This window comes from Streptoverticillium olivoreticuli subsp. olivoreticuli (assembly GCF_003391135.1).
Lineage (GTDB): Bacteria > Actinomycetota > Actinomycetes > Streptomycetales > Streptomycetaceae > Streptomyces > Streptomyces blastmyceticus.
On sequence record NZ_CP031455.1, the window covers coordinates 18135 to 30858 of the forward strand.

A 12724-nucleotide genomic window follows, 5' to 3' on the forward strand; every position below is an offset into this window, starting at 1 on the left:
GCTTTGGCGGGGTAGTTGTAGGGGTGTGGGGTTGCCGGTTCGGGCTTCTCGGGGGCGAGTTGCCGTGCCGAAACTGTTGTCGGGCCGTCCTGCCCAGGACGTGGCCGAGGAGGGGAAGGTCCGCAGGCTGGCCGGTGCCCGGCATGCGCCGGCGGACTGGATCCTGCGGGCCAGGATCATCGTGCTGAGCTGGGAAGGCGACCGTGTTCCGGTGATAGCGTCCCGGCTCGGATGTCATCACAAGACGGTGTGCAAGTGGCTGCACCGGTTCAACACCCAGGGCATGGATGGACTCGGCGACCGCCCCGGCTGCGGGCGCAAGCGGCGGATCACCGAGGACGAACGCTCGCGGATTATCGAGCTGGTCCGCTGCGACCCGCCGGGCCGGCTGGTGCGGGAGCCCTGGGGCGACCTGGCCGCCGAGGACGAATCGGCCCCGGGCGAGTGGACCCTGGACACCCTCGCCGAAGCGGCCCGGCGCCAGGGCATCGATATCCAGCGCTCCCAGGTCCGCAGAATTTTCCTGGCCGAGGGCGTGCGCTGGCGCCGCACCCGGTCCTGGATCACCAGCCGTGACCCGGAGTTCTCCCCAAAAGGACGAGGATCGTCGGCCTGTACACGGACCCGCCGGAGAACGCCACGGTGATCTGCGCGGACGAGCTCGGACCAGTGATCCCGCGCACGTTCCCGCCCGCCCCGGGCTGGTCACCGGACGGCCACCGCATCAAGGCCGAGCTCGACTACAGCCGCGGGCCGGAGAAGACCTGGGTCTACGGCGCCCTGCGGCCGGCCGACGGGAACGAGATCACGATGGCCGCCTCCTCCCGCAACAGCGCCAACTACCAGCAGTTCCTGCAGCTGGTCGAAGACGCCAACCCCGCCGGGAAAATCGTGATCGTCACCGACAATCTCTCCTCCCACAACAGCAAGGCCACCCGTGAGTGGCTGGAGGGCCACCCGAGGATCTCCCACGCCTTCATCCCCGTCGGTGCGTGCTGGCTGAACCTCCAGGAGGGCTGGTGGCGCCTCTTCCGCAAAGCGGCCCTGGCAGGGCAGTCCTTCGCCGACCCCGACGAGATCGACCACGCCACCAGAATCGCAACCGCCCAGCTCAACGCCCGTGCCAAACCCTGGATCTGGGGCCGCCCCGCCCCACCAACACGCACACTCCGACGCCGTTTTGAGTACCGCCTTTGAGGAATCGAGCACTAGGCCTCACCCCCGCCGAAGAACACGAACGGCCCGTCAAACGCACACAGAACGACAAGTGGACCCTCAACATGCGGGCCGCGAAGGCGTTCCACGCCCGCGAAGGCCACCTCAACGTACCCCGAAAGCACGTGGAGCAGCTGGAGCCGGAAGACAGTTCGGGAGGCGCTGACGGCCTGGGGATCAAGCTCGGGATGGTGCTCGACAACCTTCGGAAGCGAGCCGACAAGCTGAGTGCGGAGCGCCGGGCGGAACTGGACGCACTCGGCATGCGATGGACCAGCCCGGCGCTACGGTCTCGGTAAAGGACAACAGGGGCCGATCCCGGGAACCGGCCCCACCAGCGCAGCGGCCTCTGTCAAGGCCGTTGGGGGGCGTGGTTGCGCAGGTGCCCGGCCCAAGCGTGCAGGGGCTCGGCGAGGTCCTGGTTGTGGCCCCGGGAGATGGTTTGCAGGAGTTCGGCGACGATCACCGCTTCGCCTGCCCATGTCGCTGGTGTGCCCAGCTGCGGGAAGATCGCACGGACGCGGTCCGCGGTGGCCGGTTCGAGCAGGCTGTAGGCGTAGAGGGTGGCCTGGTCGTACCCGTACGGGGCGAGGCCCCATCCCTCCCAGTCGAGGATGCGCAGGCCGGGTGCGGTGAGGTTGGCCCAGTGCAGGTCACCGTGGGCGGTGGCCCACAGGATGTTTTCCGGAGCGGGGAGGCCGAGGAATTCGGGCAGGGCCCTCTCGATGTACTCCTGGCGTACGGCGACACGGTCGGTCTCTGTGGCGACGACGGCGTCCAGGGCGGTGCGCAGGTCCGTCCACCAGTCGGTGAAGAGGGTCGCGGGGGTGCGAAGGATGGGGTCGGAGGAGATGACCGGCGTATCGAGGTGCTCGTTCAGTTCAGCCCGGTAGGCGGTGCCGTCCTCGGTCCAGTCGTGAATGGTGAGGAGCGCGGGCCGGTGGCCGCTGAGCGTGCCGAAGGCTTTCTGCGCGGTCTCGTTGCCTTCCCAGAGCTTGCCCGTCGCCTTGGCCTCCGGGGCGGTGGTCAGGCGCAGCCACACGTGGCGGCTGTCGGTGGTGGTGCCTGCGCGGCCGAGGGTGCGTCCTTCCCAGCCCCAGAATGCGTCGTCGTTGCCGACGGTGATGCCCAGGGTGCGGGCGGCGTGGTCGTGCTGGGTGCGCATGCGGTGGGTGGTGGCAGGGTCATGGGGTGGCGAGTACATCGGTGATCTCCCGGAGTCGGCGGGCGTCCAACGATAGGGCGGTGGCCTGGGCTGCTTCGGTCCAGTGCTGGTGGTCGCTGGCCGAGAGGAGGACGACGTCCAGGCTCGGGGTTGACACCGTGGCCAGGAGGCAGGCGGCGGCCGGCGAGAGGCCGGGGCGGATGAGACCGGCGAGCTCCGGGGAGACCATCCCCGGGAGTTCGCCGCCGTGGAGTGGTGCGGAGGCGAACGTCATCAGCCCGGCCGCGCGCGCCTGCACCAGGGGCCCGCGGCCGTCGAGAGCTTGGCGGATGGGCCGGTCCATGACCAGACTCACCGGCTGCTGCACTGCGATGAGGGAATGGCGGGCGGAGCCTGCGGCCTGCTGGGCGAGTTCGAGGAGGTCGCGCACGCTGAACAGTTCGTCGAGCCCGGACCAGGTGGCGACGCCGTACCCGCCGATCCGCCCGGCTGCGCGGAATTCTTCGAGCACGGTGAACGCCCTGCGGAGCGCGCCGCGCACGACGTGCGGGTGCCGGCTGACGCGTTCGGGGTTGTGGACGAACACCACGTTGGCCCAGCCGCCGAGGTCGTCGAGCGACTGCCCGGTCTGCCACCGGACAAAGGCCGGGCCGAGGTCGTGGCCCCGGGCGGCCTGCGCTTCGCTGAGGACCCCGGCCGCGACCGCCGTACGCCCCTGGGCTGCGGTGAAGAACCCGGTCTTCGTCGAGACCTGAACGTCGACGTGGGCGGCGAGCACTCGTCTGAGCAGATGATGGGCCCGGCCGTCCTGGTAGGCGGGGGCGGTGTCCACCCACGCCGCGCCGCCCTGGATGGCGGTGAGCGCCGCCAGGTCCGTCTCGCGCACGCGGTAGGTGCCCAGACCGAGGGCGGCGCTCACCGGCCGGTCCCGGTGATCGTGGCGGCCTGTCCGGCGACGAGTTCGCAGACCAGGCCGGCGATGTCGGCCACGCTGACGCCCGCGCTGACGCCCGCGGCGTCCGCCAGTTCTCCCAGGGGGCATTCGCGGCCGTCCACGAGGGCCCGGAGGGCGGGGCCTGCGGCCGGGTCGAACTCGTAGACGCTGCCGGCGGCCGCCAGGTGCACCGCGTCCTCGGTGGTGGTCAGCACCGCGCGGGCGGTGGTCATCCGCACGCGCAGCCGGGGGTCGGCCGGGATGGTGTCCAGGTGGGGGAGGCTGGGGGCCATCCGGCCGAGGGCCTGCCCGTCGAGATCGGCGGTGTACCGGGCGAGAAGGTGCGGGTCGGCGAGCTGCTCGGCGAGCAGCTGGCGCAGGCGGCACACGAACTGCTGCGCCTGCTGCCCACCCTGCTCGGACAGGTCACCGCGGCCGCCCTGAGCAGCCCCGGGGAGGCGGGCATCTGGTCACGCGTCACAGACGTCTACGGCTGCGCGTACACGATCGCGCACCGGCTGATGCAGCCTGATCTCGCCGACACCGTCGTGGCCCGGCAGACCTGGGCCGCCCGGCAGACCTGGAACCCCGGGACCGAGGCGGTCGCCGCCTGGACCGAGGCCGGCACCCACCAGAGCGCCGGACACTACACCGACGGCCTGACAGTCGTGGACCGCGCCATCACCACCTACGAGGGCGCAGCCCGACTCGGCGGGTACGGCCCCACGCAGGTTCTCGCCCTGGGCTCGCTGCACCTGCGCGGTATCGTGCTCGCCTCACGGGACAGGGACAAGGCCGCGACCACCGCGCACACCCGGCACGCCCGGGAACTGGCCGCCCGCATCCCCGCCGGGCAGGGCGACCTCATCATGCACAACCTCACCTTCGGGCCGGGCAACCTCGCCCTGTACGAGGTGGGATCGAGCATCGAACTCGACCACCCGCACGAGGCGTCAGAGATGGCCCAGCCCCTCATGGACACCCCGCCCAAGGGCCTGCGCCCGTCGAGGGTGGGCCGCCTGTGCATCGACACCGCACGGGCCCGACTGGCCATCAACGACCTCGAAGGCGCCGAGCAGGCCCTACAGGCGGCGTTCCGGATCGCGCCCGAGATGACAGAGATACACCCCATGTCCCGTGAGGTACTGCGGGTCCTGGTCATCCTCCACCAGCGCAGCAAGCCCTCCCTCATGAGCATGGCCAAACGCTCCGGCCTCGCCCCCGAGCTATGACCCGCTCCTCCCCCGAACCCAAGAGGACTGCACCCGCGCCCGGTCCTGGAGGCCGGGCGCTTCGTTATCCCGGGAAAGCGCGTGACGGCGGCCGGCACGTTCACGACGGCTCTCTCAGCACCCCCGGCTGCGCCTCCGCCAGCGGCACGGCTGCCCGGTTCCACCTGAGCCAGCGCCGGGCGACGGGTGACAGGGCGCAGCGCGGGGCGGTTGATCGGGCTACCCCAAAACCACCAAGTGCCCCTCCGGCATCTGCGGATCCGGCGTGCTGGACAGCAGCACACACCGGTACTTCTTCTGGGGAGCGATGATGACCGACATCCGTATGAGCCCTGACGTACGGAACGCGCTGGGGCCGGGTCCGGGTCGCCAAGGCCGGGGCCGTCACCCTCAACAACGCGATCTGCCTTGGCTGCGAAAAGAAGATCTACCCCAGCGAGCCGGCCAACGTCGTCGTACGGATCGCGGGGGTCGGGCGGGCCACGGGCCGTGTTGCGCACGTGCGGTACGCGTACGCCCGCTGCCACGCCTCGGCCGTGGTGGAAATCCCAGAGGCCCGCTCCTCCATGCCGCCGGCCGCGGCGGACGACGGGATGGCGATGCGGATGACCGCCGCCGCAGTCGAACACGGCCGCTCTGTGCTGCCCCCCCTCATCGCCGAACCCGAGGCACCGGTCTACCTCCACGCCGGAGCCGGAGCGGGCTCCGAGCTCCTGGACGTCCTCGCCTCCCGCGTCCTTGCCCACGGCTTCTCCCCCGTCGGACGGATGCGCCAGGCACCCGCGCACGCGGACCAGTGGCTGGCCACCTACGGCACTCCCGCCGGACCGGACCGCATCGCGCAGCTGACTGTCATGGAACCCGACGGGACGCTCTTCTACACCGGCACCATCGCTCCCCCGCCACAATGGGTCGCCGGGGTCGAGCAGTACGGCTGGAGCGTGATCTATGTGGGGAAGATCGGACTCGCCGGAATCCCCGCCAGCGACCAGAAAGCCAAGAACCGCCTCATGCGCGAAGCCGCCGCAGCCGGACAGTTCGTCGGCGCCCGCATCACCGTCCACCGCCTCGACTAGTCATGAGCGCTTCACTTGGCCAGGTGAGCGCCGGACTGAAACGCCCGCCCGTTCGAGGGACAGCGTTCAGGGGACGAAGACGACAGGCTCAACAGGCAGGACGACGAGCGGGACTTGAGAGAGCGGAGTATGCGAAATGGACGAGGACTACGGCCCCGTGGTCGCCGCCTATACGCGGGCTGAGGCGTTCGCGGACGGCACCTTCATTCCGATCGTGCCTGCGGCGGGCTCAGCCGTGGGCATCGAGATGCCGCTGATCATCACCGCGAGTGCGTGGCAGGAATTCGTGGCAGGCGACAGGGAGGGCGGGGGAGAGCGCTTGCGCACGGTGCTGTCCGCCGTAGCGAAGGCTGTCGAGCAGGCGCCCGCGAATGAAGTGTGCTTCGTGGTACCCGCGCAAGAACTTCCCTCCGGCGATGCACCCACCGGCGCCGACCGGCTCCTCGCCATCACGGAGCCCGGCGATACGGGCAAGCCCGTCATGACCTTGATACTCCCCCACGAGATGTGAACGCGAGCGGCCGGCCAACTCAAAGGCCAGTCACATGGATAGGCCTGGATCCGTATGAATCCGGGCCGCCTCCTGCCGAGGGGCTTCTATGCAGCGAAGCCGACGTTGGTGACGTACTCGTACTGGCCCCACTGCGAGCACAGGTCGACGATCGTGTCGTCCCAGGCTGCGTCGAGGCCCTGATAGTCGCCGGCCGCCCAGGAGGCGACAATCTTGTCCCAGCGGCGCACGTTCATCGTCCGGTACTCCACCACGCGCTGGAGCGGCCGGGCGACCTGGGACTGGTTGAGGGGGTGGATCTCCACCCGCGTCCCGCGTCCCTCGCGGTTCAGGCGCTTGAGGAGGTGCCGGGCGACGTTCTGCCGGCGCACCGCCCGGTACGCCGCGTCGATACACTCCAGGTTCACCTTCGACGGGCGACGCTTGCCCTCCAGCCACGCCTTCAGCATCCGGTCCGTGACCGTCAGCCCCGCATCCCGCGCGGCCTGGCGGCTCCTACCCGACTTCGTCAAATAGTGTCTATCCCCTCTGAGTGTGGAGGGTTTCGTTACTGACTTCGGCTCGTCAGGGTGATCTTTTGTGAAGCCACTGATGTGGCTGGGGTGTTGGTTGCATTCCGTGGTGTGTGAGGTATGCGGATGGGAGCGGGCTGACCGCTGCGGGACGTCAGCGCCGCGAGGCGGTACGAACACAGGCGGCTGAGTTGTTCGAGCAGAAGATCAAACCGCCTGAGGTCGCACGGCGCCTGCGGGTGAGCCGGAAATCGGCCTACCAGTGGCACCAGCTGTGGCGGGACGGCGGGTCCGGGGCGCTGATGTCCCGTGGCCCGAGCGGGTCACGGTGCCGTCTGTCGCCGCGCTGCCTGGCGAAACTCGCCGCTTACCTCGAGCAGGGTCCGGCCGCGCATGGCTGGGTGGAGGACCAGGTGTGGACCGCCGCGCGGGTGGCCACGCTGATCGGCAGGAAGTTCCACGTCTCCTACAGCGTCTCGGGCGCCACGCGACTGATGCGCCGGCTCGGCTTATCCCCGCAGGTGCCCGCCCGGCGGGTGGCCGAACGCGACGAGCAGGCCGTCGTCATACGGAAGGAGGCGACCTGGGCGGAGGTATAAGAACCCGGGCGGCCTGCGGGGGCTACATCTGCTTCGAGGACGAAGCAGGTTTCACCCGCCGTCCGCCCAAAGGACGCACCTGGGGCCGACGCGGCCACACGCCGGTCGTGACGGTCGGCGGGCGGCACTCGGGACGGCTGTCGGTCGCCGGCCTGATCGCCATGCGGCCCGGCTCGCGCACCCGGCTGTGCCACCGGTTGATCTCCCACCCGGCGGGCAAGGGCAAGCGCCGCAGCATGGGCGAACGCAACTTCATCGCGCTGATCGACGGCGCCCACCAGCTCGTCAAAGCGCCGATCGTGCTGGTGTGGGACCGGCTCAACACCCACGTCTCCCACGCCATGCGTAAGTTGATCGACCAGCGCGAGTGGCTGACGGTGTTCCTGCTGCCCGCCTACTCGCCCGATCTGAACCCGGTCGAAGGCGCATGGGCCCACATCAAACGCAGCCTGGCCAACCTGACACGAAAAATAGAGTGGTGCGACACGAGGCCGCACGAGACGAGCGAATTCGCTGGTGGGAGGACTGACTGATGTCGACAGCGTAGTTCCGGGCCAGTGCTCAGGGCCTGTCCCCACCCCGACGTGCGTTGCCGGTAACGGCTCGGTGCGGAGCTCGGGGGAAAAGCCCAAGGGCCTCTGTTCCATCCGGAGGCCACAGGCAAGGGGAAGACCGGACGGGTGAAGGCGACTGAACCCCTGATGATGCTTCGTGATTTTCGGCCTCGCAGATGGGACGTTCCAGCGGGGTGCAGGACTGGCCGTTGAGAAGCGGCAGGCGCCGGTTGGGGATTCTTTGTCAGCCGGGAGAGCATCGCCGTCCCGGAGTAGAGGGGGCACCCATCCCGGTCGTATCTCGCTCGCGTGGAACGTGGTAACCCCGATGGGGTCCGGAGGCGCTTTCTCCGGTAAGCCGACCGCAAGGAAGGCCCAACTCCCCAGCGGGCACAGGATGTTCCAAGAAGCCAAGGCCGGCAGCCGAAAGGCAGCAGGAAACCGGGACTGGTGGCCGGCGCCTCTGTCGGCCGTCCCGCACAACTGGCCGGATACGGGCACTGCCCGGACCCGAAAGGGTGCTGACGTGGATCAGGTGGGCCTGTGAAGACCCGATGACTTCAACGCTCGAACCGAAGGGCAAGTTGGACACCATGGCGACACCGATCTCCACGGCGGATGCCGTTGCGGGTGCAGGGGCTGCGGTGAACGGACCGGAGGGCGACTCCACCGACTGGCTGTCGATCGACTGGCAGGCGGCCGAGGAGAACGTACGGCGATTGCGGCAGAGGATCTTCACGGCATCGAAGGCAGGGGACCTCAAGCGGGTCCGCAATTTGCAGAAGTTGATGCTCCGTTCCCGCTCGAACACGCTGATGAGCGTGCGGCGGGTCACGGAGGTCAACGCTGGCCGTAAGACGGCGGGTATCGACGGGATGGTCGTGCTGCTGCCCCAGGGCAAGGCCGCCCCCTGGAGGCCCAGGCCCGTCAGGCGAGTGTTCATTGCGAAGGCAAACGGGCGTCAAAGACCGCTCGGCATTCCCGTGATCTTGGATCGGTGCCTTCAGGCCCTGGCCCTTGGTGCACTCGAACCCGAGTGGGAGGCACGGTTCGAGCCGCGATCCTATGGATTTCGGCCCGGCCGTGGCTGTCACGACGCGATCCAGGCCATCTTCCAGACCGCGAAGGGCAAAGCCCCCAAGCGGCAGTGGGTGCTGGATGCCGACCTGACGGCAGCATTCGACCGAATCGATCATGACCGGCTCCTCGGGCTGCTCGGTGGGTTCCCGGCGCGGGGGCTGGTCGAGCAGTGGCTCAGGGCCGGGGTGGTCGATCAAGGGAGGTTCGCCCCGACGGTGGAGGGGACCCCGCAAGGCGGGATCATTTCACCGTTGTTGATGAACGTGGCCCTTCACGGGCTGGAGGAGGCGGCAGGGATCCGCTATCGGACGACCGGTGCTCGCGCAGGGGAAACCGAGGCGGGCTCGCCGGTTCTGATCAGATACGCCGACGATCTTGTAGCCCTCTGCCACAGCCGTGGCGAGGCCGAACAGATCAAGGCGCGGCTTGCCGTGTGGCTGTTGCCCGGGGGCCTGGTCTTCAACGAGGACAAGACGCGCATCGCGCACCTCGACGAGGGCTTCGACTTCCTGGGGTTCAACATCCGCCGCTATCACGGCACGTTGCTGATCAAGCCGAGCAAGGCTTCCCTGCAGCGGATTCGGGACCGGCTCTCTGCCGAGGTGGTGAACCTGCGAGGGCTCAACGCTGCGGCGGTGATCGCCAAGCTGAACCCGATCATCCGGGGCTGGGCCGCCTACTACCGGGGCGTGGTGTCCAGCGAGGCATTCGCCTCGCTGGATTTCCACATGTGGAAGCTCACTTACAAGTGGGCCAAGCACAGCCACCCGAAGAAGTCGAAGCACTGGGTGGCGTCCCGGTATTTCGGTCGGTTCAACCGAGCCAGGCAGGACCGGTGGGTTTTCGGGGACCGGGAGACCGGTGCCTATCTCACCAAGTTCGCCTGGACCAAGATTGTCCGGCACCAGATGGTCCCGGGCCGGGCGTCGGTGGACGACCCAGCCCTGGCCGGGTACTGGGCTGCACGACGGCGCAGGAGGAAACCCCCGCTGAGTCCGGCCGGGCTGGGTCTGCTGCAGAAACAGCACGGACGGTGTCCGCTCTGCGACGGGTTCCTCCTGCACGCCGACCGCGAGCCACAGAGCCCATCCGAATGGGAACAGTGGCTCAAGGTGACCCGGATGGCGGTCCGCAAGCACGCGGTCACCGCCACCCCGGGGCGCAGCACGCCGGATGGGGCCGCATCCTTCCGCCTGATCCACACCCACTGCCACCGCTGGCGCGGCGCCAGCACCGGCAGCAGAACAGCACTGCAACCTGCCCACGGGCCCATGGGGCCTGCTTGAGCCGTGTGCTCGGACGACGGGCCTGCACGGTTCTGAGGGGGGTGCGGCGCAGCAATGCACCTACCCGACCGCGCGGGTCAGGCCGTCGGGATGGGGGCGAAGCGGTGTGCGCAGTCGCTGGGAGGGGGCGCGTGCCGGGACGCGGGGCGGGTGTTGCTGCTGGGACAGGGCGGGCTGCATGCTGGAGGACATGAGAAGTGGGCCCCGGCGCGGCCGCCGGTTTGTCCTGACCGCCATGATGGCTGGTGTGGCCGACGGACCGGATGCCGTACCCGCCCCGCCCGTGTTCCTTGACGATGTGGTGCCGGAGCTGCTTCCGGAGCCGCTGCCGGTGCGGGAGCGCAGTTGCTGCAAGGTCGTCTCTAGCCGTCGTATCTCCATCGGCGGGACTGTGATGTGCCATCACGTCCACCAGGTCACATGCCCTGTCTGGGGCACCGGTCCTGGGGTGTAGCGGGAAGAGTCCTGGTGGCCGTCGCGTCGTCCCCATCACGCCGCAACGGCCACCGCAGCGACCTTACCCGGCTTTCACCACCACCATGCCAGCGTTGCTATCAGCCCTTTGGCTGCTCGCAGGCGCAGGGTTCTCGGTCGGAGCTGCCCCTTTCCGGGCTGGACCCGCACGGGACCGGGTCCAGCGCGCGAAAACGCCCGGTGTCCAGTGGCATCCCGGTACTGCTCCTCGCTCTTCCATGCCTGGGCAGTCCCTGATACCCGTGTTTGTCTCCTCCACTCGCATCTCACCTCTCGTGACGGGTCGCACCGGGTGGCCCGGCAGGCGTCGGTCCCGGGGCGCAGCTGGGTGGTGTGCGGGGCAGGTGGGAGGGCTGGGGTGAAAAGCCGGAAGGGGCCCGGGGCGGCGCAGGTTCCTGGAGAGGTTTGCACTCTTCGGGAGTTGCTGCCTTACCCAGTGGCCGGTCCGTCTCTGCGACCGGCAGGCACAGGGGGCGGGTCCCGGACCGTGAGGCGCGGCTTTCTGGGGCGGGGGGATTGAGTGTGGCGGGTGGTACTGGCACCGCGTTGGGGTGAGTAGCATCCCTCAGCAACACCCGATACCTGAAAAATGGGGAGCCGTCATGAGCGAGGCCATGGCCGACGCCGGCATCCAGACCTGGTACGCGGCGCGGTTCGCCGCTGATCTGGAGGGCAACGAGAAGGAGCAGGTAGCGCTTCGGACCCGTCTTGAGCAGTTGGAGAAGGAGCATGCGTGGCTGCTGGGCATGCGGGACGCGGTGGCCGGGAAGCAGGATAAGACGGGCGGCGCTGCTGAGGGCACCGGCACTGCGGCTGCGGGAGGTGTACCGCAGCCGCGCCGGGCCACCAATTCGGTCGCCGCGCCGGGCCGTCGGAAGGAGAAGTCCGCGCAGGCCAAGGGCGCGGGCGCCTTGAAGGCTCCCGGGGTGCGTGCCAGGAAGAGTGGCGGGCCCACTTTGGGTGAGCTGGTTCTCGCTCTGCTCGCCGGGCACCGCCAGCCGCGTATGGTCGGCGAGGTCATCACAGAACTAGGCCAGGCCCACCCGGAACGCACCGTGAGCGCCCAGGTGGTGCGCAACACGGTCGAAGCACTCGTTGCCAAGGGCAGGTTGGAGCGCGAGCGGAAGCGGGGGTCGGTGTTCTATACCGCCACCGCGGCCGCGGATTCCGCACCCCAGACAGTGCCCCTGGCGGCAGTGCCTGAAGCTGGCGCAGGGGAGGAGAAGGCTGCCGAGGGGAAGGCGCCGGTCGGCGCCTGACTTGGAATCACCGGGCCCGCTCCAGGCGGCGCCGCCTTCACCGGGCCAGGTCAGCGATGACGGTGGGGTTGTGGCGCAGCGCGCCGATGGGCAGGTGGGACTTGATCGTGGAGAGGAAGGCGCAGTTGGTGTCCGGGGGGGCGGCGGTGGGACTCTTGGCCTGGCCGTCGCTGTCATGCCAGGGCCGAGAGGGACATGCTGTGCTCGTGGAGGAAATGTGGCCGGAGGCCGCCCCCTGAGCGGTTCTCGGGGGATGAAAGCGAACAGGGTGTCGATGGGCTTGGGCTACCAGATCTGGAGGCGTGTGAGGTACTTTCCTCCCCCGAAGTCCTGGCAGTTGTTCCGGGAGATTTCAAAGGATTCAGCGTTGAATCCGATCGAGATATCGTTGTTTCCGCTGCACACCCGGTAGACAGCGGTGATATTCGGAGTGGTGTATCCGGCATTGGCGTAGCAGGTGTCACCTCGGCTATAGGCGTACACCCTGACGAAATCGGTGCGATTGCCACACGGCGGGTTGGTGATATCGGTGATGTTCGTGACGGAGCGAGGAGTCGGGGCGGCGAACGCCGTGCCGCCGGAGGCGACGCCGGTCAGGGCGAGCGCGGCAGTGGCAGTGAGTGTGGCAATCAAGCGAAGCATCTTCATGTGATGGCTCCTCCTTGGCTGAACGGACTGCGCGCGTGACCCCGACGAGACCTCTCGTGGGCTGCCCTGGAACGCGATGGCGGCGGTCCTGGGCCGTGACCTCATTCAGAACTCCTGCGTTCGAGCGTGACATCTTCCGCCTCACACATGAAGTGGGGGCCGGAGTATGGCTGGAGACA

The 12724-nt window shown here is 68.8% G+C and carries 12 protein-coding genes and 2 pseudogenes; 9 read left to right on the forward strand and 5 right to left on the reverse strand.

Features of this window, described 5'->3' with window-relative positions; genetic code table 11:
* The first annotated feature begins 64 nt into the window (after positions 1-64).
* The 3 genes from DXZ73_RS00085 to DXZ73_RS00095 are packed head-to-tail and all read left to right on the forward strand — an operon-like array spanning position 65 to position 1514.
* The gene (locus tag DXZ73_RS00085; protein WP_116208984.1) at positions 65-646 is read left to right on the forward strand and encodes a helix-turn-helix domain-containing protein; all 582 of its coding nucleotides are present in this window, start codon (positions 65-67) and stop codon (positions 644-646) included.
* Positions 643-1197 (forward strand): IS630 family transposase, encoded by a 555-nt coding sequence (locus DXZ73_RS00090; protein ID WP_116208986.1) that lies wholly within the window; start codon positions 643-645, stop codon positions 1195-1197. The genes DXZ73_RS00085 and DXZ73_RS00090 overlap by 4 nt, the downstream gene beginning before the upstream one ends.
* The gene (locus DXZ73_RS00095; protein ID WP_275898553.1) at positions 1194-1514 is read left to right on the forward strand and encodes a helicase associated domain-containing protein; all 321 of its coding nucleotides are present in this window, start codon (positions 1194-1196) and stop codon (positions 1512-1514) included. Before DXZ73_RS00090 ends, DXZ73_RS00095 begins: the two co-directional genes overlap by 4 nt.
* 53 nt (positions 1515-1567) lie before the next feature.
* On the opposite strand, the gene DXZ73_RS00100 is transcribed toward DXZ73_RS00095, so the two are convergent.
* The 3 genes from DXZ73_RS00100 to DXZ73_RS38935 are packed head-to-tail and all read right to left on the reverse strand — an operon-like array spanning position 1568 to position 3607.
* Positions 1568-2380, reverse strand: coding sequence for a hypothetical protein (locus DXZ73_RS00100; protein ID WP_116208990.1), 813 nt, complete (start codon positions 2378-2380; stop codon positions 1568-1570).
* 19 nt (positions 2381-2399) lie between these two features.
* Positions 2400-3299, reverse strand: coding sequence for an aldo/keto reductase (locus DXZ73_RS00105; RefSeq protein ID WP_162889887.1), 900 nt, complete (start codon positions 3297-3299; stop codon positions 2400-2402).
* Entirely contained in the window at positions 3296-3607 is a 312-nt protein-coding gene (locus DXZ73_RS38935) for a hypothetical protein (RefSeq protein ID WP_162889888.1), read from the reverse strand. Before DXZ73_RS38935 ends, DXZ73_RS00105 begins: the two co-directional genes overlap by 4 nt.
* On the opposite strand from DXZ73_RS38935, the gene DXZ73_RS00110 reads away from it, so the two are divergent.
* The 3 genes from DXZ73_RS00110 to DXZ73_RS00120 all read left to right on the forward strand — a co-directional run bounded on the left by DXZ73_RS00110 (position 3587) and on the right by DXZ73_RS00120 (position 6133).
* Complete coding sequence (locus DXZ73_RS00110) at positions 3587-4546, forward strand: hypothetical protein (protein WP_116208994.1); 960 nt, start codon at positions 3587-3589, stop codon at positions 4544-4546. The two genes, DXZ73_RS38935 and DXZ73_RS00110, sit on opposite strands and share 21 nt — an antisense overlap.
* A 536-nt stretch (positions 4547-5082) precedes the next feature.
* Positions 5083-5622 (forward strand): hypothetical protein, encoded by a 540-nt coding sequence (locus DXZ73_RS00115; protein WP_162889889.1) that lies wholly within the window; start codon positions 5083-5085, stop codon positions 5620-5622.
* Between the two features lie 136 nt (positions 5623-5758).
* The gene (locus DXZ73_RS00120; protein ID WP_116208997.1) at positions 5759-6133 is read left to right on the forward strand and encodes a DUF6573 family protein; all 375 of its coding nucleotides are present in this window, start codon (positions 5759-5761) and stop codon (positions 6131-6133) included.
* An 86-nt stretch (positions 6134-6219) separates the two neighbouring features.
* On the opposite strand, the pseudogene DXZ73_RS00125 reads toward DXZ73_RS00120, so the two are convergent.
* A pseudogene (locus DXZ73_RS00125) lies at positions 6220-6657 on the reverse strand (transcriptional regulator); the annotation flags it as partial.
* A 101-nt stretch (positions 6658-6758) separates the two neighbouring features.
* On the opposite strand from DXZ73_RS00125, the pseudogene DXZ73_RS40380 reads away from it, so the two are divergent.
* The 3 genes and pseudogenes from DXZ73_RS40380 to DXZ73_RS00145 all read left to right on the forward strand — a co-directional run.
* Positions 6759-7705: pseudogene (locus DXZ73_RS40380) on the forward strand (IS630 family transposase); the annotation flags it as partial.
* 686 nt (positions 7706-8391) lie between these two features.
* The gene (locus tag DXZ73_RS00140; protein WP_240351668.1) at positions 8392-10164 is read left to right on the forward strand and encodes a group II intron reverse transcriptase/maturase; all 1773 of its coding nucleotides are present in this window, start codon (positions 8392-8394) and stop codon (positions 10162-10164) included.
* 1076 nt (positions 10165-11240) lie between these two features.
* On the forward strand, positions 11241-11897 hold the full coding sequence (locus DXZ73_RS00145; RefSeq protein WP_116208999.1) for a hypothetical protein: 657 nt from the start codon (positions 11241-11243) through the stop codon (positions 11895-11897).
* A 285-nt stretch (positions 11898-12182) separates the two neighbouring features.
* On the opposite strand, the gene DXZ73_RS00155 is transcribed toward DXZ73_RS00145, so the two are convergent.
* Complete coding sequence (locus tag DXZ73_RS00155; RefSeq protein WP_162889890.1) at positions 12183-12545, reverse strand: beta/gamma crystallin domain-containing protein; 363 nt, start codon at positions 12543-12545, stop codon at positions 12183-12185.
* Positions 12546-12724 lie beyond the last annotated feature (179 nt).

Excerpts from the sequence above, each read along its gene's own strand:
- DXZ73_RS00100 (WP_116208990.1), bottom strand. The coding sequence starts at position 2,380 with ATGCGCACCCAGCACGACCACGCCGCCCGCACCCTGGGCATCACCGTC.
- DXZ73_RS00145 (WP_116208999.1), top strand. The coding sequence starts at position 11,241 with ATGAGCGAGGCCATGGCCGACGCCGGCATCCAGACCTGGTACGCGGCG.
- DXZ73_RS00140 (WP_240351668.1), top strand. The coding sequence starts at position 8,392 with ATGGCGACACCGATCTCCACGGCGGATGCCGTTGCGGGTGCAGGGGCT.
- DXZ73_RS00120 (WP_116208997.1), top strand. The coding sequence starts at position 5,759 with ATGGACGAGGACTACGGCCCCGTGGTCGCCGCCTATACGCGGGCTGAG.
- DXZ73_RS00155 (WP_162889890.1), bottom strand. The coding sequence starts at position 12,545 with ATGAAGATGCTTCGCTTGATTGCCACACTCACTGCCACTGCCGCGCTC.
- DXZ73_RS38935 (WP_162889888.1), bottom strand. The coding sequence starts at position 3,607 with ATGGCCCCCAGCCTCCCCCACCTGGACACCATCCCGGCCGACCCCCGG.